Origin of the sequence: Dactylosporangium sp. McL0621 (assembly GCF_049995355.1) — a bacterium.
In the GTDB taxonomy this organism is placed as follows: domain Bacteria; phylum Actinomycetota; class Actinomycetes; order Mycobacteriales; family Micromonosporaceae; genus Dactylosporangium.
In genome coordinates this window covers 10,352,934-10,376,594 of record NZ_CP188259.1, presented here as the reverse complement: position 1 = coordinate 10,376,594, position 23,661 = coordinate 10,352,934, and the positions used below count along the sequence as shown (strand labels likewise).

The 23,661-nt window shown below is 71.3% G+C and carries 21 protein-coding genes; 17 read left to right on the top strand and 4 right to left on the bottom strand.

Annotated elements, in window-relative coordinates:
* The 5 genes from ACPPVO_RS49070 (at position 1) to ACPPVO_RS49050 (ending at position 5,438) form a co-directional block, all read left to right on the top strand.
* Positions 1-1,242, top strand: coding sequence for an ABC transporter substrate-binding protein (locus ACPPVO_RS49070; RefSeq protein WP_426505946.1), 1,242 nt, complete (start codon positions 1-3; stop codon positions 1,240-1,242).
* A gap of 6 nt (positions 1,243-1,248) precedes the next feature.
* A complete protein-coding gene (locus ACPPVO_RS49065) occupies positions 1,249-2,121 on the top strand; it encodes a branched-chain amino acid ABC transporter permease (protein ID WP_426505945.1) in 873 nt (290 codons plus the stop codon).
* Positions 2,004-3,050 (top strand): branched-chain amino acid ABC transporter permease, encoded by a 1,047-nt coding sequence (locus ACPPVO_RS49060; RefSeq protein WP_426514834.1) that lies wholly within the window; start codon positions 2,004-2,006, stop codon positions 3,048-3,050. Before ACPPVO_RS49065 ends, ACPPVO_RS49060 begins: the two co-directional genes overlap by 118 nt.
* A 178-nt stretch (positions 3,051-3,228) precedes the next feature.
* Positions 3,229-4,767 (top strand): MFS transporter, encoded by a 1,539-nt coding sequence (locus tag ACPPVO_RS49055; RefSeq protein ID WP_426505943.1) that lies wholly within the window; start codon positions 3,229-3,231, stop codon positions 4,765-4,767.
* A gap of 59 nt (positions 4,768-4,826) precedes the next feature.
* Positions 4,827-5,438 carry a TetR/AcrR family transcriptional regulator gene (locus tag ACPPVO_RS49050; protein WP_360375691.1) on the top strand — a complete coding sequence of 204 codons (612 nt, stop codon included), beginning with the start codon at positions 4,827-4,829 and terminating at the stop codon, positions 5,436-5,438.
* A gap of 55 nt (positions 5,439-5,493) precedes the next feature.
* Here ACPPVO_RS49050 and ACPPVO_RS49045 read toward each other — a convergent pair whose 3' ends face one another.
* The gene (locus ACPPVO_RS49045) at positions 5,494-7,386 is read right to left on the bottom strand and encodes a helix-turn-helix domain-containing protein (protein WP_426514833.1); all 1,893 of its coding nucleotides are present in this window, start codon (positions 7,384-7,386) and stop codon (positions 5,494-5,496) included.
* A 10-nt stretch (positions 7,387-7,396) separates the two neighbouring features.
* Positions 7,397-8,155: a 3-hydroxybutyrate dehydrogenase gene (locus ACPPVO_RS49040; RefSeq protein WP_426505941.1), complete on the bottom strand. Its 759-nt coding sequence runs from the start codon at positions 8,153-8,155 to the stop codon at positions 7,397-7,399.
* A 151-nt stretch (positions 8,156-8,306) separates the two neighbouring features.
* Between ACPPVO_RS49040 and ruvC the strand changes: the two genes are divergently transcribed.
* From ruvC to ACPPVO_RS48995, 9 genes are all read left to right on the top strand, one after another.
* Entirely contained in the window at positions 8,307-8,819 is a 513-nt protein-coding gene (gene ruvC, locus ACPPVO_RS49035; RefSeq protein ID WP_426514832.1) for a crossover junction endodeoxyribonuclease RuvC, read from the top strand.
* On the top strand, positions 8,816-9,421 hold the full coding sequence (gene ruvA / locus ACPPVO_RS49030) for a Holliday junction branch migration protein RuvA (RefSeq protein WP_426505939.1): 606 nt from the start codon (positions 8,816-8,818) through the stop codon (positions 9,419-9,421). Before ruvC ends, ruvA begins: the two co-directional genes overlap by 4 nt.
* On the top strand, positions 9,418-10,476 hold the full coding sequence (gene ruvB, locus ACPPVO_RS49025) for a Holliday junction branch migration DNA helicase RuvB (protein ID WP_426505937.1): 1,059 nt from the start codon (positions 9,418-9,420) through the stop codon (positions 10,474-10,476). Before ruvA ends, ruvB begins: the two co-directional genes overlap by 4 nt.
* An 88-nt stretch (positions 10,477-10,564) precedes the next feature.
* Positions 10,565-10,927: a preprotein translocase subunit YajC gene (gene yajC, locus ACPPVO_RS49020; protein WP_426505935.1), complete on the top strand. Its 363-nt coding sequence runs from the start codon at positions 10,565-10,567 to the stop codon at positions 10,925-10,927.
* 82 nt (positions 10,928-11,009) lie between these two features.
* The gene (gene secD, locus ACPPVO_RS49015) at positions 11,010-12,845 is read left to right on the top strand and encodes a protein translocase subunit SecD (protein WP_426505934.1); all 1,836 of its coding nucleotides are present in this window, start codon (positions 11,010-11,012) and stop codon (positions 12,843-12,845) included.
* 2 nt (positions 12,846-12,847) lie between these two features.
* On the top strand, positions 12,848-14,014 hold the full coding sequence (gene secF / locus ACPPVO_RS49010) for a protein translocase subunit SecF (RefSeq protein WP_426505933.1): 1,167 nt from the start codon (positions 12,848-12,850) through the stop codon (positions 14,012-14,014).
* A 91-nt stretch (positions 14,015-14,105) separates the two neighbouring features.
* Positions 14,106-14,672 (top strand): adenine phosphoribosyltransferase, encoded by a 567-nt coding sequence (locus tag ACPPVO_RS49005; RefSeq protein WP_426514831.1) that lies wholly within the window; start codon positions 14,106-14,108, stop codon positions 14,670-14,672.
* Positions 14,673-14,705: 33 nt separating this feature from the next.
* A complete protein-coding gene (locus tag ACPPVO_RS49000; protein ID WP_426505931.1) occupies positions 14,706-17,288 on the top strand; it encodes a RelA/SpoT family protein in 2,583 nt (860 codons plus the stop codon).
* A 43-nt stretch (positions 17,289-17,331) separates the two neighbouring features.
* Positions 17,332-17,643, top strand: coding sequence for a hypothetical protein (locus ACPPVO_RS48995; RefSeq protein ID WP_426505930.1), 312 nt, complete (start codon positions 17,332-17,334; stop codon positions 17,641-17,643).
* A gap of 132 nt (positions 17,644-17,775) precedes the next feature.
* On the opposite strand, the gene ACPPVO_RS48990 is transcribed toward ACPPVO_RS48995, so the two are convergent.
* Together ACPPVO_RS48990 and ACPPVO_RS48985 are read right to left on the bottom strand one after the other, a co-directional pair.
* The gene (locus ACPPVO_RS48990) at positions 17,776-18,654 is read right to left on the bottom strand and encodes a peptidylprolyl isomerase (RefSeq protein ID WP_426505928.1); all 879 of its coding nucleotides are present in this window, start codon (positions 18,652-18,654) and stop codon (positions 17,776-17,778) included.
* Positions 18,655-18,698: 44 nt separating this feature from the next.
* Positions 18,699-19,601 carry a peptidylprolyl isomerase gene (locus ACPPVO_RS48985; protein ID WP_426505926.1) on the bottom strand — a complete coding sequence of 301 codons (903 nt, stop codon included), beginning with the start codon at positions 19,599-19,601 and terminating at the stop codon, positions 18,699-18,701.
* Positions 19,602-19,770: 169 nt separating this feature from the next.
* On the opposite strand from ACPPVO_RS48985, the gene ACPPVO_RS48980 reads away from it, so the two are divergent.
* Genes ACPPVO_RS48980 through aspS form a run of 3 tightly spaced genes read left to right on the top strand, consistent with a single transcriptional unit; the run spans position 19,771 to position 23,653 of the window.
* Positions 19,771-20,454 carry an MBL fold metallo-hydrolase gene (locus tag ACPPVO_RS48980; RefSeq protein ID WP_426505924.1) on the top strand — a complete coding sequence of 228 codons (684 nt, stop codon included), beginning with the start codon at positions 19,771-19,773 and terminating at the stop codon, positions 20,452-20,454.
* 3 nt (positions 20,455-20,457) lie between these two features.
* Positions 20,458-21,783 carry a histidine--tRNA ligase gene (hisS, locus tag ACPPVO_RS48975; RefSeq protein WP_426505922.1) on the top strand — a complete coding sequence of 442 codons (1,326 nt, stop codon included), beginning with the start codon at positions 20,458-20,460 and terminating at the stop codon, positions 21,781-21,783.
* A gap of 40 nt (positions 21,784-21,823) precedes the next feature.
* A complete protein-coding gene (gene aspS, locus ACPPVO_RS48970) occupies positions 21,824-23,653 on the top strand; it encodes an aspartate--tRNA ligase (protein WP_426505920.1) in 1,830 nt (609 codons plus the stop codon).
* The last annotated feature ends 8 nt before the right edge of the window (positions 23,654-23,661 follow it).

Genomic DNA, 23,661 nt, shown 5'->3' with positions numbered 1-23,661 from the left:
ATGAAGCGTTCCATTGTGATCGGCACGGCGCTGTGCGCGCTGCTCGCCGGGTGCGGCGGCGGCGGCCCCCGCTCCACGGGCGGCGGCGGGCTCACCGGCGACAAGATCGTGCTCGGCGTGCTCAACGACCAGTCCGGCGTCTACGCCCAGCTGTCGGGCAAGAACTCCGTCGTGGCCGTGCAGATGGCCATCGACGACTTCAAGGCCAAGTACGGGGACAAGGCGGTCACCAGGAACATCACCGTGGAGACCGCGGACCACCAGAACAAGCCCGACATCGCCAACACCCGCGCGAGCGAGATGTACGACCGGCTCGGGGTCGACGCCATCCTCGACGTGCCGACGTCCTCGGCCGCGCTGAAGGTCGCCGACGTGGCCAAGCAGGCGAAGAAGCTGTACTTCAACATCTCGGGCGCCACCACGGACCTGACCGGCAAGTCCTGCAACAAGTACACGTTCCACTACGCCTACGACACGGCGATGCTCGCCAACGGCACCGGCACCGCGGCCACCCAGGCCGGGGCGAAGAACTGGTACATCGTCTACCCCGACTACGCCTTCGGCCAGGACATGCAGAAGTCCTTCAGCGCGGCGGTGACCAAGGGCGGCGGCACGGTGGTGGCCAGCGACCCCACGCCGTTCCCGAACGACAACTTCTCCACGTTCCTGCTCAAGGCGCCGACCCTGAACCCGAAGCCGGACGTGCTGGGCACCATGCAGGCGGGCGCCGACCTGGTGAACCTCGTCAAGCAGTACAACGAGTTCAAGCTCAAGGACAAGGGCATCGGGCTGGCCGTGGGCCTCATGTTCCTGACCGACATCCACTCGCTGACCCCCGACGCGCTGGCCGGCACCACCTTCACCGACGCGTGGTACTGGAACTTCGACGAGCGCAACCGCGCCTGGGCCGACAAGTTCGCCGCCCGCACCGGCGGCCAGCGCCCCACGTTCGCCCACGCGGCGAACTACTCGGCGGCGATGCAGTACCTCGAGGCGGTCCAGGCGGCCGGCACCGACGACGCCGACGCGGTCGTCAAGCAGCTGGAGGGCAAGAAGGTGGACGACTTCTTCCTGCGCAACGGCGAGTTCCGGGCCGCCGACCACCGGGTCCTGCACGACGCCTACCTGGCCAAGGTCAAGCCCGGGTCCGAGGTCAAGGAGGCGTGGGACTACGAGCAGATCGTCAAGACCATCCCGGCCCAGGAGGCCTTCCGGGCCCCGTCGCCGGACTGCAAGCTCTGACACGCGATGGGTCTGCTCACCCACACGGTGAACGGTCTGGTCGGGGGCGGCTTCTACGCGCTGCTCGCCCTCGGCCTGGCCGTCATCTTCGGCATGCTCCGCGTGGTCAACTTCGCGCACGGGGCGTTCTACATGCTCGGCGCGGTCGGCGCCTTCTTCCTGCTGGACGCGTTCGGGCTCTCCTTCTGGGTCGCCCTGGCGGTCGTGCCGGTCGTGCTCGGCCTGCTCGGCGTGGTGCTGGAGCGCACGGTCGTGCGGCGGCTGGCCGCGCTCGACCCGCTCTACAACTTCCTGCTCACGTTCGGCCTGACGCTGATCCTGCAGGACGCGGTGAAGTCGCGCTACGGCACCCAGTCGAAGCCCTACGGGGCGCCGGCCGGGCTCGGCGGGACGGTCGACTTCGGGGTGTTCGACTTTCCGGCGTACCGCGTGTTCGTCCTCGCCGTCGCGGTCGCGCTCTGCGCCGTCGTCTGGTGGGTGCTGGCCCGCACCCGGGTCGGGATGGTGGTGCGGGCCGGCATCGAGCGGCCCGAGCTGACCCGGGCGCTCGGCATCGATGTCGGGCGGTGGATCGCGCCGGTGTTCGGCTTCGGCGTGGCCCTTGCGGCGCTGGCGGGCGTCCTGGCCGCGCCGGTGCGGGCGGTCAACCCGCTCATGGGCGGCGACCTGATCATCGGCGTCTTCGCCGTCGTCGTCATCGGCGGGCTCGGCTCGGTCTTCGGCTCGGTGGCCGCCGGCTTCGGCATCGGCCTGCTGCAGGCCTGGAGCGAGGCGTACGCGCCGCCGCTGCTGGCCCAGACGCTCATCTTCCTGGTGATGGCGCTCGTGCTGCTCGTGCGCCCGGCCGGGCTGTTCGGGCGAGAGGAGAGTTCGGCGTGAAATGGGTGCTGCTGGCCGCCGGGGCGGCGATCGCGCTCTGGCTGCCCAACGGGATCTACCCGGCGGTGGCGGTGGACATGCTCTGCTGGGCGCTGTTCGCGGTCGCGATCGACCTGCTGCTCGGGTACGGCGGCCTGCTGTCCTTCGGGCACGCCGCGTTCTGGGGCACGTCGGCGTACACGGCCGGGCTGATCGCGGCCCGGCTCGGGGCGCCGTTCCCGGTCGCGGTGCTCGGCGGGGCGCTCACGGCGGCCGCGCTCGCGGTGCCGATCGGCTGGCTCGCCGTACGCCGGACCGGGATCTACTTCGCGATGGTGACCCTCGCGTTCGCCCAGATGATCTACTACGTGGCCAACGCCTGGTCCTCGGTCACCGGCGGCGAGAACGGGCTGCAGAGCGTGCCGCGGGAGCTGTTCGGCCTGGACCTCTCCGACCCGTACTACTTCTACTACGCGGCGCTGCCCATCGTGGCGCTCGGCCTGCTCCTGGCCTGGCGGATCGTGCACTCGCCGTTCGGCCGGGTGCTCGTCGCGGTGCGGGACAACGCCGGCCGGGCGCGGGCGCTGGGGTTCGCGGCCTCCCGGTACAAGCTGCTGGCCTTCGTGCTGTCGGCCTTCCTGGCCGGGCTCGGCGGCGGCCTGTTCGCGGTCGCGCACGGCTTCGTCTCCCTCGACGTCGTGCACTGGACGACGTCGGGCAAGGGCGTGGTGCTTGTCGTGCTGGGCGGGATCGGCACGCTGTGGGGCGGCGTGCTCGGCGCCGGGCTCGTCGTCAACCTGGAGGACCAGCTCTCGCAGGCCGGCTTCGACCTGGTCGGCCTCGTCACCGGAGGGATCTTCGTGCTGGTGGTGCTGCTGTTCCGGCGGGGGCTGTGGGGCACGGTCGCCGGGTACCTCCCCCGTTTATTCCGCAGGTGGCGCCGGGTGTGATCGGACGCACTATTCAATACGAGACGGTTCCGTATCGGCGTTGGGAGGGCTACGTTGATACGGAACAGTTCCGTATCGTTATCGCGTTCCGACCAGGGGGAGCAACACCGTGGACGCAGCCACCCAAACGCCGGCCCCAGCCAACACAGGACATCCTCGCCGCTGGGCGATCCTCGGCGTGCTCGTCATCAGCCTGCTCGTGGTCGTGCTGGACAACACCGTCCTCAACGTCGCCATGCGCACCATCGCCGACCCGGAGAAGGGCCTGGGCGCGTCCCAGAGCCAGCTCGAGTGGGCGATCAACTCGTACACCCTCGTCTTCGCCGGCCTGCTCTTCACCGCCGGCATCCTGGCCGACCGTCTCGGCCGCCGCATCACGCTGACCGTCGGCCTCGCGCTGTTCGGCATCGCGTCGCTCGTCTCGGCCTACTCCGACTCCGCGGACCAGCTCATCTGGGCCCGGGCCCTCATGGGTCTCGGCGCCGCGGCGGTCATGCCCTCGACCCTGTCGATCATCGCCAACGTCTTCGACCCGCGTGAGCGCGGCCGCGCCATCGGCGTGTGGGCCGGCGCGGTCGGCCTCGGCGTGGCCATCGGCCCGATCGTCGGCGGCCTGCTGCTCGAGCACTTCTGGTGGGGCTCGGTCTTCCTGATCAACGTCCCGATCGTGATCGCGGGCCTGGTCCTGGTCAACACCCTCATCCCCGAGTCGCGCGACCCGAAGCCGGGCCGCATCGACTTCGTCGGCGTGCTGCTGTCGATCATCGGCCTCACCCTGCTCACCTACGGCGTGATCGAGGGCGGCGACCACGGCTTCGGCAAGACCGAGTCCTGGGGTGCCCTGGTCGCGGCGGTGGTCGTGCTGGCCGCGTTCGCCGTCTACGAGCGGCGCATCGAGTTCCCCTCGCTGGACGTGCGCCTCTTCGGCAACCGGCAGTTCAGCGCCTCGACCGGCATGATCGGCCTGGTCTTCTTCGCGGCCATGGGCATCATGTTCGTCAGCGCCTTCTACCTGCAGCTGGTCCGCGGCTACGGCCCGCTGGCCTCCGGCGCCCTGTTCGTGCCCTTCGCGGTCGCCCAGATGGTCTTCGCCCCGCGCAGCGCGGCCATGGTCAAGCGCTTCGGCCCCAAGGCCGTCAGCACCACCGGCCTGCTGCTGGTCGCCATCGGCCTGGCGGCATGGATGTTCATCCAGGCCGACACGCCGATCTGGATCGTCGGCGGGCTGTTCTTCCTGATGGGTGTCGGCATGGCCAACGTGATGCCGCCCGCGACGGAATCGATCATGTCCGTGCTTCCCCGTGAGAAGGCCGGCGTCGGATCGGCCGTCAGCAACACCATCCGGCAGGTCGGCGGCGCCCTCGGCGTGGCCGCCCTCGGCGCCGTCATCTCCTCGGTCTACCGCAGCCACATGGAGTCGGCCACGAGCGGACTGCCGGCCGCGGCGCGCGACGCCGCCAACGAGTCGATCTCGGGCGCGTACGGGGTCGCCGAGCACGCGGGCCAGGCGGCGCCGGCGCTGATCCAGCACGCGAACGACGCGTTCCTCACGGCCATGCACGGCGCGGCCGTCGGCTCGGCGATCTTCGCGATCCTCGGTGCCGTCGTCGCCGTGGTGTGGCTGCCCGGCAAGCGCCCGGCCAGCGCTCCCGCACCCACCAACGCCGAGGGTCTGGCGGAGGAGCAGGGTGTGGAACTGGTAGTCGTCGGCGACTGACGGGACTGGAGGAAACCGGTGAGTAGCTTCGGTGTGAAAACTCGGTAACAATGGAAAACATGACGCTCAGCGTGGAACCGGTGGCTGACCAGGACCGCAAGGGTCCGGGCCGGCCCCGGAGCGCCCGGGTCGACGAGGCGATCGTCGAGGCGGTGTTCGAGCTGCTCAGCTCCGGCCAGAGTGCGGACGCCATCTCGATCGAGGCGGTCGCCGCGAAGGCCGGCGTCGGCAAGGCGACGATCTATCGCCGCTGGCCCAACAAGGACGCGCTGCTCATCGACGCGGTGCTGGCGATGAAGGGCCCGCTGCCCGAGCTGAGCGGCGAGTCGGTCCGGGGCGATCTGATCACGCTGATCGCGTCGATGCGCAACAAGCGGATGGCTCACTACGGCAAGGTCACGGCCTGCCTGATGCCGGAGCTGTTCAAGAGCTCGGAGATGAGCCGGGTGTACCAGGGTGTGGTGGAGCCGCGCCGGGAGCTGATGCGCCGCGTCCTGCGGCGCGGCATCGCCTCCGGCGAGCTGCGCGAGGACCTCGACGTGGAGCTGGCCCTGCTCGTCCTGTCGGGCCCGACGCTCGCGCAGAACATGCTCCGCTGGAACCCGAACGTGCCCGACGAGGGCTTCGCCGAGAACCTGGTGGACTTCGTCCTGCGCGGCGCCCACGCCTGACGCCCGATCGATGTACGACGGCCCGGCCCGCTGAACCAGCGGGCCGGGCCGTTGCTCATGAGGTCTGCAGGCGGTGCAGGCGCAGCGCCAGCTGGACCTCCAGGGCCCGCTCCGGCTTCTGCCAGTCCGGGCCGAGCAGCTGCGCGATCCGCTCCAGGCGCTGCGTCACCGTGTTCACGTGGACGTGCAGGAGCTCCGCCGCGCGGGCCAGGCTGCCGCCCACGCCGAAGTACGCCTCCAGCGTCTTGACCAGCGCGGTGCCCCGGCGGACGTCGTAGTCCACCACCGGGCCGATCGTCGCGGCCAGGAAGGACTGCACGTCCCGGTCGCGGCCGTCCGGGGCCGAGCCCAGCAGCAGCCCGACGAAGCCGAGCTCGGCGGTGCTCGCGCCGGTGCCCGTGCGGCCCAGGGCGGTCAGCGCCGTCACGCAGCGGTCGGCGTCACGGTACGCCGCGGCGATCGCCTCCGGACGCGTCGACGGGCCGCCGGAGCCCGCCGTGATCGGGCGGGCCAGCAGCTTGCCCAGGTCGCGGGCGACCGCTCGCGCCGCGTCGCCCGGGGCGTCGCCGGGCAGCAGCAGGACCACGTGGCCGTCGCGCGCGGCGGCCAGGCCGGCGCGGCTGTGGGCGTACGTCTGGGCCCAGGACACCGCGCGCTGGCGGATCGAGCCGCCCGTGAGGGCGTCCGCGCCGATGGCGACCACGACGTTCGGGGCGTCGAGGTCGACGCCGAGGCGCTTGGCCCGGGTGCGCAGCGCGTCGGCGTCGCGCACGGGGCGGGTGATGACGTCGTCCAGCAACTCGCCGCGCACGCGGCCCTCGGCCTCCGCGACGGTACGCCGGAAGAGCTGCAGCAACGCGGTGACGACGGCGGCCCGCTCCAGGATGCGCTGGTCCGCGTCGACCAGGGGGCTGTCCGGACGCAGCACGAGGGCGCCGAGGTTCTCCGCGCCCGCCACCACCGCGGCGACCCACAGCTCGCCGCGGCGCACGCTGCGGCCCTCGGTGCGGGAGGCGGCCAGGGCCTCGGCGATCGCGGCCGGCTCGGGCCGGGTCAGCACGCCGACCAGGGCCAGGTTGCGGCCCTCGGCGTCCAGCACGAGCAGGGAGCCGCCCAGGACCTCGACCACCACCGCGGCCACGTCCTCGACCCCGGCGCCGCGCAGGACCAGGGCGGTCATGCGGTCGTGGGCGGCGGCCGCGCGCTCGACGGAGTCGCTGTGCGCGCGGATGACCCCGTTCGCGGCGGAGAGCTCGGCGAGCGCCTCCTGCGTCTCGCCCAGCAGGCGGGCGGTGTCGATCGCGACGGCCGCGTTGGCCGCGAGCGAGACGAGCAGCGACACCTCCTCGCGCGCGAACGGGCGGGCGGAGCGGTTCGCGGCGTACAGCACGCCGATGATCCGCGCCCCGAGCCGCAGCGGCACGCCCAGGATCGCGACCAGGCCCTCCTCGCTCACGCCGGCGTCGATGTCGCCGGTGTGGCGGAAGCGGGCGTCGCGGGGGTAGTCGGCGGTGACGTACGGGCTGCCGGTCTGGGCCACCAGCCCGCCGAGCCCGGCCCCCATCGGCAGCCGCAGCGCCTGGAAGCGGGCCGAGATCGAGCCGTCGGTGACGCGCATGTACGTGTCCCCGCGCGCCTCGTCGTTGAGGGTCATGTAGGCCACGTCGGCCCCGAGCAGCGTCCGCGCCCGGTGCACGATCGCGGCCAGCACCGCGTCGACGTCGCGCAGGCCGGCGAGGTCGCTGGCGGTGTCGAAGAGCCCGGACAGCTCCTCCTCGCGGCGCCGGCGGCGCTCGAGCAGGGCCCGCACCCGCAGCGCCACGACCTTGGCCTGCTCCAGCTCGGCGAGGTGCTCCGGGGGCAGCCCGGCGCCCCGGGCGGCGACGAGCGGGCCCTCGAATTCGACGGCGGCGGCCTCGCGGGCCAGCAGCTCGAGGTACTCCAGCATCGTCACGTGCCTAGTGTGCGGTCCAGCCGCCGTCGATCGACAGCGAAGTGCCGGTGATGAACCCGGCGACGTCCGTGCACAGGTAGGCGACCAGCTCCGCGACCTCGGCCGGCTCGATGAGCCGCTTGATCGCCGCGCTGGTCAGCATGATCTTCTCGACGACCTCGGACTCGGGGATGTCGTGGGTGCGGGCCTGGTCGGTGATCTGGCCCTCGACGAGCGGGGTGCGCACGTACGCCGGGTTGATGCAGTTCGCGGTCACGCCGTGGGGCGCGCCCTCCAGCGCGACGGTCTTCGACAGTCCTTCCAGGGCGTGCTTGGCGGTGACGTACGCGGCCTTGAACGGCGACGCGCGCAGCCCGTGCACGGAGGAGATGTTGACGATCCGGCCCCAGTTGCCGGCGTACATGTGCGGCAGGACCCCCCTCACCAGGCGGAAGGGCGCCTCGACCATGACGGCCTGGATGTACGCGAAGCGCTCCGGCGGGAACTCCTCGAGCGCGGCCACGTGCTGCAGCCCGGCGTTGTTGACCAGCACGTCGACGTCGGCGTGGTCGCGCAGCAGCCGGTCGATGGCGTCGGCGTCGGAGAGGTCGGCCAGTACGGGTACGACATCGTCCTGGGTCTGGAAGGCACGGTCCACCGCCACGACCTTCGCTCCCGCCGCGGCCAGGCGCATGGCGACCGCGCGGCCGATGCCGCTGCCGGCCCCCGTGACCATCGCGGTGCGCCCCCGCAGGTCCAGGGCGACCACATGCTCCGTCGTCATGGCGGGAAACGTACGAGGCTGAGCGCCGCCGTCCCATGGGGGAGGCCCACATACCTTCACCGCACTCGGTGTGTGTGTCGCGCGATCGGCGCGCGGCGATCGTCCGATAGGGTGTCGAACACACGTATGAGGTGGGTGTGAAAAAGTGACCGTGCGCGTGCTGGGGGTCGACCCGGGCCTGACCCGGTGCGGCGTCGGGGTGGTCGAGGGCTCGCCCGGCCGCCCGTGCCGGCTGGTGCACTACGAGGTCGTCCGCAGCGATCCGGACCTGGACCTCGCGCTGCGCCTGCTCAACCTCGACCGGCGCCTCACCGAGCTCGTCGCCGAGCACAAGCCCGAGAGCATCGCCGTGGAGCGGGTGTTCTCCCAGCACAACGTGCGCACGGTCATGGGCACGGCCCAGGCCGGCGCGGTGGCGATCCTCGCCGCGGCGCGCGCCGGGCTGCCCGTGCAGCTGTACACCCCGAGCGAGGTCAAGGCCGCCGTCAGCGGCAACGGCCAGGCCGACAAGGCGCAGGTGACCGCGATGGTGACCCGGCTGCTGCGGCTCGAGGTCGCGCCTCGCCCGGCCGACGCCGCCGACGCCTTAGCCTTGGCCATCTGTCATGTGTGGCGAGGTGGTGCGCGCGAGCGCATCAGCGCGGCGTTGAGGAGGACGCGGTGATCGCGAGCGTTCGCGGCAAGGTGGCGGCGGTGTCGCCCGACGGCGCGGTGATCGAGGTCGGCGGGGTCGGGCTGGCCGTGCAGTGCTCCCCGCACACCCTGGCCGAGCTGCGGGTCGGCCAGGAGGCCCGGCTGGCGACCTCGCTTGTCGTGCGCGAGGACTCGCTGACCCTGTACGGCTTCGCCGACGACGAGGCCAAGCAGCTGTTCGAGCTGCTGCAGACCGCCACCGGGGTCGGGCCGCGGCTGGCCCAGGCGGTGCTGGCCGTGCACACCCCGGAGGTCGTGCGCCGCGCGGTCGCGTCCGCCGACACCTCGACCCTCACGCAGGTGCCGGGCATCGGCAAGAAGGGCGCCGAACGGCTGGTGCTGGAGCTGCGGGACAAGATCGGCGCGCTGCCGGGCGCCGGGAACGCCACGCTCCTCGCCGGCGGCGCGGTGTGGCCCGAGCAGGTCCGCCAGGCCCTCGTCGGGCTCGGCTGGAACGAGAAGCAGGCCGACCAGGCCGTGGCCGCGGTCGCCGAGCAGCTTGACGGGCAGACCGCCCCGCCCGTGCCGGTGCTGCTCAAGCAGGCGATCCGGATGCTGGGCACCATTCGATGACCGATCCGCTCGTCAGCTCGTTCGCCTCGGACGAGGACATCGCGGCCGACCAGAGCGTCCGGCCCAAGCGCCTCGTGGAGCTGATCGGCCAGCACCGGGTGCGCGAGCAGCTCGACCTGCTGCTGCAGAGCGCCCTGCGCCGCGGCAGCCCGCCCGACCACATCCTGCTCTCCGGCCCGCCGGGGCTGGGCAAGACCACCCTGGCCATGATCGTCGCCGCCGAGCTCGGCGCCGGGCTGCGGATGACCAGCGGGCCGGCCATCGAGCGGGCCGGCGACCTCGCCGCCGTGCTGACCAGCCTGTCCCACGGCGACGTGCTGTTCATCGACGAGATCCACCGCATCGCGCGACCGGCGGAGGAGCTGCTGTACAGCGCGATGGAGGACTTCCGCGTCGACGTCGTGGTCGGCAAGGGCCCGGGCGCGACCGCGATCCCGCTCGACGTCGAGCCGTTCACGCTGGTCGGCGCGACAACCCGCAGCGGACTGCTCACCGGCCCGATGCGGGACCGCTTCGGCTTCGTCGGCCAGCTGGACTTCTACGACCCGGACGAGCTCGAGCAGATCATCACGCGCTCGGCCCGCATTCTCGACGTACCGATCACCGAGGACGGGGCGGTCGAGATCGGGCGGCGTTCCCGCGGTACCCCCCGCATCGCCAACCGCCTTCTCCGGCGGGTCCGCGACTATGCCGAGGTGCGGGCGGACGGCATCGTGGACCTCACCGCGGCCCGGGCGGCGCTGCGGGTGTACGACGTCGATGAGCTGGGCCTCGACCGGCTCGACCGGGCGGTGCTCGCGGCCCTGCTGCGCCACGGCGGCGGGCCGGTGGGCCTGTCCACCCTGGCCGTGGCCGTCGGTGAGCAACCCGACACCGTGGAAGAGGTCTGCGAGCCCTTCCTGCTGCGTACGGGACTCATGGCCCGCACGCCCCGTGGTCGCATCGCCACGGCGAGCGCATGGCAGCATCTCGGAATTCCAGCTCCCGCTGGTACCGTCGGTGGCGGAAATTCCAAGGACGGCTTGTCACAAACGCCCGATCTATTCAGTTTGTGATTAGAACGTGACGGACGCCGGTCATCGTGCTTTCCGCCACACCGACTAGACTCGCCGCGATCCGCTGCGCGGACGTCAGTTACCTCGAATGGGAAGGCCACCAATCGTGTATTACGCCGCGGAGAGCTCGGGCGGCAGCTCGGCACTCCCGCTTCTTGTCGTTGTCGCCTTCGCCGCCTTCGTGTACTTCCTCATGATCCGCCCGCAGCAGAAGCGCCGGCGCGAGGTCGAGAGCATGCAGTCCGCGATGGGCCTCGGCGACGAGGTGGTGACGGTCGGCGGCCTCTACGGCATCGTGACCGAGGTGGACAGCGACACCGTCATGCTCGAGATCGCGCCGGGAGTCACCGCCAAGTACGCCCGGGCCGCAATCGGCAAGGTGAACAGGAAGGCGGCGGTCGAAGAAGAGCCCGCCGCCGAGGAGGAGTCCGCGCCGAGCACGGACGACTGAAAGCTCGACCACGCCGCCCCGCCAAGTGAAACATTCACGCCGCGCGACCTCCGCCGGCGTCGTGTAGGGAGACCCGACAGCCGTGGCACAACCTCAGGCACCGATGCGCCCGAGCCGCCAGCTCGCCGTGCTTGCCGCCATCTTCGTCATCCTGGCCGCCATCGTATGGTTCGGTGGCAAGGGTGGCTGGCGGGACCGGCTCGAGCCGAAACTCGGCCTTGATCTGATCGGCGGGACCACGGTCACGCTGCAGGCCCAGAACCTGGAGGGCAACAAGCCGCCCACGCAGGATCAGATGGAGACCGCCCGCCGCATCATCGACCAGCGGGTCAACGGCCTGGGCGTCGCCGAGGCCGAGGTCGTGGTCGAGGGCAGCAACAACATCGTCGTCTCCCTGCCGGGCAAGAGTGACGACCGGCTCAAGCAGATCGGGCAGACCGCGGAGCTGCGGTTCCGCATGGTGCTGGGCTCGACCGCCGACACCGGCGCGACCTCCTCCTCGGCGTCGGCCTCGGCGTCCGCGCCGGCCTCGGCGCCGGCCTCCACGGGCGCTTCGGCGACGCCGACGGCCAACGCCTCGGCGACCGCGACGCCGGCCGCCACGAGCGCAGCGCCGACGGCCTCGGGCTCGGCGCCCGCCGCCGCGGCTCCCTCCGCGTCGGAGTCCCTCGCGCCGGACATCGCCACGCAGCGCGCCGCGGTGCAGAAGAAGCTGGGTGCGGACGTCTGGGCCGCGGCCCTGGCCGAGCAGGCCCCGCTGGACTTCTCCAAGGACCCGGCCAAGGCCCAGGCCTACGCGAAGTTCAAGGACCTGAGCCCCGCCGAGGTCGCGGTGCTGCCGGCGTCGATGCAGTACAACATCCCCTACGTCAACTGCGACAAGCTCAACCACCGGCCGGTCGGCTCGATCAGCAAGGCCGACGAGCAGGCCGTCGCGTGCGGGCCGGGCGCCAAGTACCAGCTCGACGTGGCCAAGGTCCTCGGCACCGACGTCTCCAGCGCCAACTCGGGCATCAACTCGCAGAACGGCCAGTGGACGGTCAACCTGTCCTTCCACAGCGACGGGCAGAACCGCTGGACCGACCTGACCCGCGTGGCCTACAACAACGGCCAGGACAGCAAGCAGGTCGCCGTGGTGCTCGACAACGAGGTCGTGTCGGCGCCGACGATCCAGAACGTCATCCCGGGCGACGCCGAGATCAGCGGCAGCTTCACGAAGACCGAGGCCCAGCTGCTCGCCAGCCAGCTGCAGTACGGCGCCCTGCCGCTGTCGTTCACCTCGCAGGACGCGCAGAGCATCTCCGCCACCCTGGGCAGCTCGCACCTGGAGGCCGGCCTGCTCGCCGCCGGCATCGGCCTGCTGCTGGTCGTGCTCTACTCGTTCTTCTACTACCGGCTGCTCGGCGGCGTCATCATGCTCAGCCTGGTGCTCTCCGGCGTGCTGGTCTTCATGTCGCTGATCATCCTGGGCCGCTGGATCGGCTTCACCCTGAGCCTCGCCGGCTTCGCCGGGTTCATCGTCTCGCTCGGTGTGGCGGCCGACTCGTTCGTCATCTACTTCGAACGGCTCAAGGACGAGATCCGCGACGGCCGGAGCCCACGCAGCGCGGTGCCGCGCGCCTGGGTCCGGGCCCGCCGCACGATCATCTCGGCCAACACGATCACGCTGCTGGCCGCGGGGATCCTGTACTTCGTCTCGATCGGCTCGGTGAAGGGCTTCGCGTTCGCCCTGGGCGTGGCGACGATCCTCGACCTCGTGGTCGTGTTCCTCTTCCGCCATCCGATCATGACGCTCTTCGCCCGCCAGAAGGCGTTCTTGTCGCCCCGGGTCAGCGGCCTCGGGCGTGTGCTCAACCAGCACCCGACCACCAGCGACGCGGCGCCCACCACCCGTCGTAACCGCCCGAAGGAGGCCTGACGATGAGCGCCAGTGGCATCGCAGCCCGGCTCTACCGCGGTGAGGCCGGCGTCAACATCGTCGGCCGCCGCAAGCTGTGGTTCACCGTCGCCGGCATCGCGATGCTCATCGCGATCGCGAGCATGTTCATCCGCGGCTTCACGCTCGGCATCGAGTTCCAGGGCGGAAACCAGTACAACGTGCCGGCGAAGGTCGGCACCCTCGCCGACGTCGAGAAGGCGTTCGGGGATGCCGGCGTCGCGGTCAAGACGGGCCAGACCGTCGGCAACAGCCAGTACATCATCAAGACCGAGCTCATCACCGACGCCGAGAAGCAGACCGCGATCAAGGACACGGTCGCCAAGCAGTTCGGCATCGACGCGTCGCAGATCTCCGACAGCGCGGTGAGCACGTCGTGGGGCGGCCAGGTCACCAACAAGGCGGCGCTGAGCCTCGCGATCTTCCTTGCCGCGGTGCTGGTCTACCTCGTCGCGCGATTCGAGTGGCGGATGGCCGTCGCCGCGATCGCCTCGCTGCTGCTGGACCTGATCCTCACCGGCGGCGTGTACTCGCTGGTCGGCTTCGAGGTCACCCCGTCCACGGTCATCGGCTTCCTGACGATCCTCGGTTTCGCGCTCTACGACGTCGTCGTGGTGTTCGACAAGGTGCAGGAGAACACCCGCGGCATCACCGGCTCCAGCACCTCGACGTACGAGGAGGCGGCCAACCTCGCGGTCAACCAGACCCTGATGCGCTCGATCAACACGGGCCTGGTGGCGCTGCTGCCGGTCGGCGGCCTGCTCTTCATCGGCGCCGGCCTGCTGGGCGCCGGCACGCTGAAGGACCTCGGCCTCGTGCTCTTCATCGGCATGGGTGTCGCGGTGTACTCGTCGATCTTCTTCGCCACCCCGGTGCTGGCCGAGCTCAAGAGCCGCGAGCCGCGCCTGCAGCAGCACGCCAACCGCGTCAAGGCCAAGCGCGCCTCGCAGGCCAAGGAGGCGGCGACCCGCGCCGCGAACCCGGCCCGCGACAGCGACGGGGTGCCGATCGGCGGCCCGGCGAAGGCGGCCGAGCGCTCCGAGCTCGCGGGCGCGGCCCCGCGGCCCGGCGCCCGCCCGGCGGCGCGGCCCGGACCGGGCAAGCGCCCGCGTGCGGGCGGCCGTCCCGGTGGGGGCGGCGGCCGGCGGTAGCCGATCGGTATGCAATGCGGGCCCCGATCCGGATCGGCCCACCGCGAAGCGCGGCCGATCCGGATTGGGTGGAGAATCAACGGGCGTCGCGATCATTCGCGGCGCCCGTTGCCGTTTCCCCCGAAGGAGCCCCGTGGAGATCGCCGAGCTGGTCGCGAGCAAGGTCCTCGACGTGCCGGACTTCCCGAAGCCGGGGATCCTGTTCAAGGACCTCATGCCGCTGTTCGCCGACGGCCCGGCGTTCGCGGCCGCCATCGACGCGGTCATCGCCGAGCACGGCGCGGAGAGCTTCGACGTCGTGGCCGGCATCGAGGCGCGCGGGTTCGTGATCGCCGCCGCGGTCGCCTACGCGACGGGCAAGGGTGTCGTACCCGTTCGCAAGGCCGGCAAGCTCCCCCGCGCCACCGTCTCGGCGACCTACGCCCTGGAGTACGGCGAGGCGACCCTGGAGGTGCACGCCGACGCGTTCGTGGCGGGGGAGCGGGTGCTCGTCGTCGACGACGTGCTCGCCACCGGCGGCACCGCGGCGGCCACGCTCTCGCTCGTCGAGCGGGCGGGCGGCACGATCAGCGGCTTCAGCGTCCTGCTGGAGCTGTCGGGGCTGGCGGGGCGGCAGAATCTGGCCGGCCGTCCGGTTCATGCCCTCTTGACCGTCTGAGGGCGGGTAACCGGGCCTTTTCGCTGACGAGAAATGTCGGTGGGGGCGGGTAAGCTTGCCGTTCGGATCGTTGTCGGCGATGAGGAGCGGCCGGTGAGCGGCGACATCGCACCCCCCATTGAGGGTACGGTCGACCACGTGCAGGATGAACCGCAGGACGCCCGGGAGTCGGCCTCGCCGGAGACGGCGGAGGCGGGCGGCGTGGTGCTGCAGTTCCCGACGCCGCCCGGCGCGCCCCAGCGGCGCGCCTCGGATCAGCAGGCGCCCCGCCGCACGCCCGAGGAGATCCTGGGCGAGGACACCGAAGACCTGACCGACGCCGCCGGCGGGGTCACGGGCGCCGTCGCCGGGTTCGTCGGGGCCGCGCCGACGGGCCGCCGCGTGCGCGCCCGCCTGGCCCGCTTCAACGCGCCCTGGCAGAGCCCGTCGGTCAGCGAGGTGCTCGAGCCGCTGATCGCCCAGCACAAGGCCAGTCACCCGAAGGCCGACGTGCGGCTGCTCCAGCGCGCCTACGACATGGCGGAGCACTTCCACAAGGGGCAGTACCGCAAGTCCGGCGACCCCTACATCACGCACCCGCTCGCCGTGGCCACCATCCTCGCCGACCTGGGCATGGACACCACCACGCTGGTCGCCGCCCTGCTGCACGACACGATCGAGGACACCGAGTACACCATCGAGCGCATGCAGGTCGACTTCGGCGGCGAGGTCACGCTGCTCGTCGACGGCGTCACCAAGCTCGACAAGGTCAAGCTCGGCGACGCGGCGAAGGCCGAGACGATCCGCAAGATGGTCGTCGCGATGGCCAAGGACCCGCGGGTGCTGGTCATCAAGCTGGCCGACCGGCTGCACAACATGCGCACCCTGACCTTCCTGCCCCGGCCCAAGCAGGAGCAGAAGGCCAAGGAGACGCTGGAGATCCTGGCCCCGCTCGCGCACCGCCTGGGCATGAATACGATCAAGTGGGAGCTCGAGGACCTGGCGTTCCGCACGCTGTTCCCCAAGCGCTTCGACGAGATCAGCCGGCTCATCGCCGAGCACACCCCGCAGCGCGACTCGCTGCTGCGCTCCGTGACCCAGAAGGTCGCCAACGACCTCAAGGCCGCCAAGATCAAGTCCGAGGTGACCGGGCGGCCGAAGCACCTGTACTCCGTCTACCAGAAGATGATCGTCCGCGGCCGCGACTTCGGCGACATCTACGACCTGGTCGGCGTGCGCATCCTGGTCGACACCGTGCGCGACTGCTACGCGGCCCTCGGCGTGATCCACGCGAACTGGCAGCCCGTCCCGGGCCGGTTCAAGGACTACATCGCCATGCCGAAGTTCAACATGTACCAGTCGCTGCACACGACGGTCATCGGACCCACCGGCAAGCCCGTCGAGCTGCAGATCCGCACCTACGCGATGCACCGCACCGCGGAGTACGGCATCGCGGCGCACTGGCGCTACAAGGAGACGAAGAACGCCACGATCGCCGGCCCGCCCGCGCACATCGACGAGATGACGTGGCTGCGGCAGCTGCTGGACTGGCAGCGCGAGGCGAGCGACCCGAGCGAGTTCCTCGACGCGCTCCGCTTCGATCTCTCGAGCCAGGAGGTGTACGTCTTCACGCCGAAGGGCGACGTGATCGCGCTGCCCACCGGCTCGACGCCCGTGGACTTCGCCTACGCCGTGCACACCGAGGTCGGGCACAAGTGCATCGGCGCCCGGGTCAACGGCAAGCTCGTGCCGCTGGAGAGCACGCTGTCCAACGGCGACGTCATCGAGATCTTCACCTCGAAGTCGGAGACCGCCGGGCCGACGCAGGACTGGCTGGGCTTCGTCAAGAGCCCGCGGGCCCGCACCAAGATCCGGCAGTACTTCAACAAGGAGCGCCGCGAGGAGGCGATCGAGGCCGGCAAGGAGGCGATCGTCAAGGCCATGCGCAAGCAGGGCCTGCCGCTGCAGCGCCTGCTCACGTCCGAGTCGCTGATGACGATCGCCCGCGAGCTGCACCTGTCCGACGTGGCCGCCCTCTACGCCGCCGTCGGCGACGGGCAGTCCTCGGCCCAGTCCGTCGTGCAGCGCCTCGTGCAGGGCTACGGCGGCGAGGAGGGCGCGGTCGAGGACATCGCCGAGACCGCCATCCCGACCCGGCCGGCCCGCGCGCGCACGGCGGCGACCGACCCCGGCGTCGAGGTCCTGGGCGTCGACGACGTCTGGATCAAACTGGCCCGCTGCTGCACCCCGGTGCCGGGCGACGCCGTCTTCGGCTTCGTCACCCGCTCCGGCGGCGTCTCGGTCCACCGCGACGACTGCGCCAACGCGGGCGACCTGAAGGAGCAGCCGGAGCGCGTGCTCGAGGTCAGCTGGAAGCCCACGAGCGCCTCGACGTTCCTGGTCGCCATCCAGGTGGAGGCCCTCGACCGCCACAAGCTCCTGGCCGACGTGACGCGCGTCCTGTCGGACGAGAAGGTGAACATCCTCTCGGCCACCGTGACAACGACCCGCGACCGCGTGGCCATCAGCCGCTTCAGCTTCGAGATGGCCGACCCGAAGCACCTGAACCACTTGCTGGCCGCGGTGCGCCGCATCGACGGCGTGTACGACGCCTATCGGGTGACGTCGGGCGCCTGACCCGACCCACTGTGCTCTTGACCCGCTTGGCACAGTGGGTCGCATGGTCTCCGTCGCGGCCTGGTGGTGGCCGTGGCGGCTGTGGTCGGCGGTACTACTCCTGGTCGCCGCCGCGTACTTCATCGAGGCCCAGCGCGGCCTGGGCGGCGGGGCGACGACGCCGAGGTGCGGCGGACGGTACGCGACCCGGCCCAGCGCCCTGTTCGGCTACGCTGCCGGCTCGGTGCGCGGGGCGATCGCCGCGAGCGTGGTCGCCGTAATGGTCGCGATCGGCTGGGGGAAGCCTGATCCGCCGCGGCTTGATCGGTCCACGGCGCGCCGCGTTCGCGCCGGCGTCCGGAGGCCATCTCGATGAGGCCTCCGCGCTGGCGCGTGAATACCTCGGCGGTCCGGAGGCCGCGTCGTTCGTGGACGGTCTGCGCCGATAACGGGCCGAGGGCCGCTCACCGTTGCCGGTGGGCGGCCCTCGTGACGTGCTACGAACCGGTTACTGCTTGGCCTCGCTCATGGTCAGCGACTTGATGCGCACCTCGGTCTTCGGCTTGCCCTCGCTCGGGCCCGCCGACGGGTCCGCGGCCGGGGCCGACGGGTCCGGCACGACGCCGGCCTCCGCGACCTTCTTCACGAGGTCCAGGCCCTCGGTCACCTTGCCGATTACCGTGTAGTTCGCGTCCAGCTGAGTGATGTCCTTGTACACGATGAAGAACTGGCTGCCGGTCGACGCGGGCTGGCCGTTGTTCGCCATCGCGACGACGCCCTCGCCGTACGCCGGGCGCTTGCCGGTCGGCAGGTTCTCCTCGGCGTAGCGGTAGGAGGGGCCGCCGTAGCCGGTGCCGAACGGGTCGCCGCACTGCAGCACGTAGATGCTCTGCAGCACCAGACGGTGGCAGATGGTGTTGTCGAAGAACTTCTTGCTGGCCAGGTACGTGAAACTTTCCGCGGTGCAGGGCGCGTGCGCGGTGTCGACCTCGATCTTGATCGCGCCCACGCTCGTGTCCAGGGTCATCGTCTGGGTGCCCGTGCGCGGCTCGCCCGAGGTCGGGGGCTTGCCCACGTCCTTGGTGTTCTTCGCCAGCTCCGGGTCGGGCGAGGCGCTCGCGCTGGGGTCGACCAGCGGCTGCCACACGCAGTTGGTCGGCGTGGCCGAGCCCGACGGGCTCGCCGAGGCCTGGTCCTTCTTGTCGCCGTCGCTGGTGAGCGCGATGACCACCCACGCCGCGGCGAGCACCACGATCAGGGCGCCCGCCCCGGCGGCGATCGTCGTGTTCCTACGGCGCCGGAGCCGGGACTGCTCGGCGCGTACGGCCATCTCCCGCTCCAGCCGTGCACGCGCGGCAGCGCGCTGACGGTCCCGGTTGGTGGTCACGGTTGGTACTCCTTGCTCAACAGGGATGGGGTGGACTTCACGACTCAGGAGTTGCTGGAGGCGGCGGCCGAGGGGGTGGCCGAGGTGGCGGGGGCCGATCCGCTCGTCGAGGGGGCGGGCTCGGGCTCGCCCGGCGCCTGGTCGGTGACGGTCAGCGAGCTGATCTTCACCTCCTGGTTGGGCTTGCCGCCGCCGGCCTGGCTGGAGCCGTCGTTGCCGGCCGCGCCGATCTTCTGCAGTACGTCGAGGCCGCCCGTGATGGTGCCGAAGATGGTGTAGTTCGGCGGGAACTGCTGGTCCTTGAACACCAGGAAGAACTGGCTGCTGTTGGTGTTCGCGCCGGAGTTGGCCATCGCGATGGTGCCTGCCGGGTACAGCGCGGTGCTGCTCGGGGCGGCCGAGGGGTCCGCGGACGCGCTCGGGTCGGCCGACGGGGCGGCCGGGGTCGGCAGGTTCTCGTCCGGGAAGCGGTACGCCGGGCCGCCGCTGCCGGTGCCGGACGGGTCGCCGCACTGCAGGAAGGTGTCCCCGAGCCGGTGGCAGGTGGTGTTGTCGAAGAACTTCTTGCCCGCCAGGTACCGGAAGCTGTTCACCGTGCACGGCGCCTTGCTCGGGTCGAGCTTGACCGTCACCGTGCCCTGGCCGAGGGAGATCGACATCGTCTCGACGCCGTTCTTCACCACATCGCGCGTGGGCGGCTTGCCGACGTCCGTGATGCCGGTGGCCTGGTCGACCGAGGTGTAGGCGCATTCCTCGGCCGCGGCCGGAGCGGGGGAGAAGCCCCCGGTCTTCCAGATCACGACCACGACCAGCAACGCGAGGACCACGGCCGTGCCGATGCCCGCCTGCCACTGGCGGCGGCGCCGCGCCGCGGCCGCCCTCCGGGCAATCTGCCGCTCGGTCTTCGCCCGCGCCAAAGCACGCTGCCGGCTCTTACTGGAAGCCACCTGCGCTCCCCTCCAGGAAAATACATTTGGGTGCCACGTCACACGCCCGCCAGAGTGTACGGGTAGAACCCGGAATGCGGGTCGCCGCCCGGTCACGGTTCGCTGTGCCTGACCTCCGGATAGGGTCTACCTGGTTGTTGGCAGGACATCGACAGGGAGGAGCGCCGCCGTGCTGGTCGCCGGGTTCCCCGCCGAGGCGTTCGGGACCAACTGCTTCGTGGTGGCCCCCGGGCCGGGCGAGCAGTGCGTGGTCATCGACCCGGGCATCGGGGTGACGGACCGGCTGGACGAGGTGCTGGCCCAGCATCGCCTCCAGCCCGCCGCGGTCCTGCTCACCCATGGTCACCTCGACCATACGTTCTCCGTGACGCCGGTCTGCGGTGCGCGCGGGATCACCGCGTACATCCACCCCGACGACGCCGAGATGCTCGCCGACCCGGCCAAGGGCCTCAGCACCGACCTGACCGCGCTGTTCGGCGGCCGGCTGACGTGGACCGAGCCCGAGGACGTGGCCCCGCTGGAGGACGGCCTGGTGCTCAAGATCGCCGGGCTGGAGCTGACGGTCGACCACGCGCCCGGCCACACCCGCGGCTCGGTGATGTTCCGGGGGGCCGACGGCGACGCCGCGCTCTGCTTCTCGGGCGACGTGCTGTTCCGCGACTCGATCGGCCGCACCGACCTGCCCGGCGGCAGCCTGGACCAGATGATGGCCAGCCTCCGCGACAAGGTGCTGACGCTGCCCGACGAGACCGTAGTGCTGCCCGGGCACGGCCCCGAGACCACGATCGGGCGCGAGCGGGCCCGCAACCCGTATCTCCGTGAGGCGCTCGAGGCGCCCCGTAAAGGCTGGTAGACCATGACCCGACCCATGCCGCTGTCCGGCTTCCCGGAGTGGCTCCCCGCCCAGCGCGTCGCCGAGCAGCAGGTGCTCGACCGGCTGCGCCGGACCTTCGAGCTCTACGGATTCGCGTCGCTGGAGACCCGGGCGGTCGAGCCGCTCGACCAGCTGCTGCGCAAGGGCGAAACCTCGAAGGAGGTGTACACCCTGCGGCGCCTGCAAGCCGCGGAGGGCGACGAGGAGCTGGCCCTGGGGTTGCACTTCGATCTGACCGTTCCGTTCGCCCGTTATGTGCTTGAAAATGCCGGAAAGCTGCAGTTCCCCTTCCGGCGGTACCAGATCCAGAAGGTGTGGCGGGGCGAGAAGCCGCAGGCCGGCCGCTACCGCGAGTTCCTGCAGGCCGACATCGACATCGTCGACCGGGACACCCTCCCGCCCCACTATGAGGCCGAGATCCCGCTGGTGATCGGCGACGCGCTGCGCTCGCTGCCGATTCCCCCGGTGAAGATCATGGTGAACAACCGCAAGCTCTGCGAGGGCTTCTACCGTGGCCTCGGCCTCGACGAACCCGAGGAAATCCTCAGGATAGTCGACAAACTGGACAAGATCGGGCCGAACGCCGTCGCCGAGCTGATCGAGAAGGCCGGCGGCACCGCGGTCCAGGCCCAGGCCTGCCTCGCGCTGGCCGGGATCCGCGCCGGGGACGCCTCCTTCGCCGACGCCGTGCGCGCCCTCGGCGTCGAGCACCCGCTGCTCGACGAGGGCATCGCCGAGCTCGCCGCGGTCGTGGAGACCGCCCGGGAGCACAGCCCGGGGCTGGTCGAGGCCACCCTGAAGATCGCCCGAGGGCTCGACTACTACACCGGCACCGTGTACGAGACCGAGCTGGTCGGCTACGAGCAGTACGGCTCGATCTGCTCCGGCGGCCGGTACGACAACCTCGCCAGTGCGGGCAAGGACGTCTTCCCCGGCGTCGGCATCTCGATCGGCGTTTCGCGGCTGCTCGGCCTGCTCTTCGACGCCGGCGAGCTGGCCGTCAGCCGGCCGACCCCGACCGCGGTGCTCGTCGCGCTGTGGAGCGAGGAGGAGCGGGCGACAAGCAACCGCATCGCCGCCGACCTGCGCGCCCGGGGCATCGCCACCGAGGTCGCGCCCGTCCCCGCGAAGCTGGGCAAGCAGATCCGCCACGCCGAGCGGCGGGGGATCCCGTTCGTGTGGTTCCCGGCCAGCGCGTGGGCCGAGGGCGGCGACCAGGTCAAGGACATCCGCTCCGGCGAGCAGGTCCCGGCCGTGAGCGGGGAGTGGAACCCCCCGGCCGAGGACATGGCGCCGCGGCTGCAGTGAAAGAATGGGCCGTCTTGCGTAGTTCGCCGAAGGAGACCCTGTGATCCGATCCCATGAGTCCGGCACCCTGCGTGGCGCCGACGCCGGAACGACCGTGACGCTGGCCGGCTGGGTGGCCCGCCGCCGCGACCACGGCGGGGTCATCTTCGTCGACCTGCGCGACGCCTCGGGCGTCGTCCAGGTGGTCTTCCGCGAGGAGATGCAGGCCGCGCACGCGCTGCGCAACGAGTACTGCGTTCTCGTCACCGGCGAGGTGCGCGCCCGGCCCGAGGGCAACGAGAACCCCGACCTGCCCACCGGCGCGGTCGAGGTCGTCGCCACCGCGCTCGAGGTGCTCTCGGAGGCCGCGCCGCTGCCGCTGCCGATCGACGACACGGAGGCGGCCAGCGACGACGTCCGCTACCGGTACCGCTACCTCGACCTGCGCCGCTCCGGCCCGCACAAGGCCATGAAGCTGCGCAGCCGGGCCAACCAGATCGCGCGCAACCTGCTCGCCGACCGCGACTTCGTCGAGGTCGAGACGCCGACGCTGACCCGTTCGACGCCGGAGGGCGCCCGCGACTTCCTGGTGCCGGTCCGGCTCCAGCCCGGCACCTGGTATGCGCTGCCCCAGTCGCCGCAGCTGTTCAAGCAGCTGCTCATGGTCGGCGGGCTCGAGCGGTACTACCAGATCGCCCGCTGCTACCGCGACGAGGGCTTCCGGGCCGACCGCCAGCCGGAGTTCACCCAGCTCGACATCGAGATGTCCTTCGTGACCCAGGAAGACATCATCGGGCTCGGCGAGTCGATCGTCCGGTCGCTGTGGTCCGACCTGGCCGGGCACGAGATCGCCGGCGACATCCCGCGCCTGACCTGGCACGACGCCATGGCGCGGTACGGCTCCGACAAGCCCGACCTGCGGTACTCGGTGGAGCTGACGGAGCTGACGGAGTACCTGCGCGGCACCGAGTTCCGCGTCTTCGCCGGCGCGATCGACGCGGGCGGCTACGTCGGCGCGGTCGTGATGCCCGGCGGCGCCGCGCAGACCCGCAAGGAGCTCGACGGCTGGCAGGACTGGGCCAAGGCGCGCGGCGCCAAGGGCCTGGCCTACGTGGTCCTCGACGCCTCGACGGGCGAGGCCCGCGGCCCGGTGGCCAAGAACCTGTCCGAGTCGCACCTGGCGGGTCTGGCCGACTTCGTCGGGGCCAAGCCCGGCGACGCGGTGTTCTTCGCCGCCTCCACCGAGCGGCGCGAGGCGCAGGAGCTGCTCGGCGCCGCCCGCATCGAGATCGCCAAGCGGGCCAAGCTGGTGGACGAGAGCGCCTGGGCGTTCTGCTGGATCGTCGACGCGCCGATGTTCGAGCCCACCGACCCCGAGGCCGGCGGCACCGGCGGCGGCGCCAAGGGCTGGACCGCGGTGCACCACCCGTTCACCTCGCCGAACCGCGAGTGGATCGACCGGTTCGAGGAGGCGCCGGGGGAGGCCCTGGCGTACGCGTACGACATCGTCTGCAACGGCAACGAGATCGGCGGCGGCTCGGTCCGTATCCACCGCGGCGACGTGCAGCGGCGCGTGTTCGACATCCTCGGCATCTCCGCCGACGACGCCGCGGACAAGTTCGGCTTCCTGCTCGAGGCGTTCAAGTACGGCCCGCCGCCGCACGCCGGCATCGCCTTCGGCTGGGACCGCATCTGCATGCTGCTCGCCGGCGCCGACTCGATCCGCGAGGTCATCGCGTTCCCGAAGACCGGCGGCGGCTTCGACCCGCTGACCGGCGCGCCGACCCCGATCACGACCGAGCAGCGGGCCGAGGCCGGCATCGACGCCAAGCCCAAGGTCCCGGCCCCGGCGTCCGCCGACGTGAAGGTCCCGGTCGAGCGCTCGAATTGAGCCCCGGA

Bases quoted from the DNA above. Each gene is read 5' to 3' on its own strand.
- ACPPVO_RS49070 (WP_426505946.1), top strand. From the start codon at position 1: ATGAAGCGTTCCATTGTGATCGGCACGGCGCTGTGCGCGCTGCTCGCC.
- ACPPVO_RS49065 (WP_426505945.1), top strand. From the start codon at position 1,249: ATGGGTCTGCTCACCCACACGGTGAACGGTCTGGTCGGGGGCGGCTTC.
- ACPPVO_RS49050 (WP_360375691.1), top strand. From the start codon at position 4,827: ATGACGCTCAGCGTGGAACCGGTGGCTGACCAGGACCGCAAGGGTCCG.
- ACPPVO_RS49045 (WP_426514833.1), bottom strand. From the start codon at position 7,386: ATGCTGGAGTACCTCGAGCTGCTGGCCCGCGAGGCCGCCGCCGTCGAA.
- ACPPVO_RS49040 (WP_426505941.1), bottom strand. From the start codon at position 8,155: ATGACGACGGAGCATGTGGTCGCCCTGGACCTGCGGGGGCGCACCGCG.
- ruvB (WP_426505937.1), top strand. From the start codon at position 9,418: ATGACCGATCCGCTCGTCAGCTCGTTCGCCTCGGACGAGGACATCGCG.
- yajC (WP_426505935.1), top strand. From the start codon at position 10,565: ATGGGAAGGCCACCAATCGTGTATTACGCCGCGGAGAGCTCGGGCGGC.
- secF (WP_426505933.1), top strand. From the start codon at position 12,848: ATGAGCGCCAGTGGCATCGCAGCCCGGCTCTACCGCGGTGAGGCCGGC.
- ACPPVO_RS49000 (WP_426505931.1), top strand. From the start codon at position 14,706: ATGTCGGTGGGGGCGGGTAAGCTTGCCGTTCGGATCGTTGTCGGCGAT.
- ACPPVO_RS48995 (WP_426505930.1), top strand. From the start codon at position 17,332: ATGGTCTCCGTCGCGGCCTGGTGGTGGCCGTGGCGGCTGTGGTCGGCG.
- hisS (WP_426505922.1), top strand. From the start codon at position 20,458: ATGACCCGACCCATGCCGCTGTCCGGCTTCCCGGAGTGGCTCCCCGCC.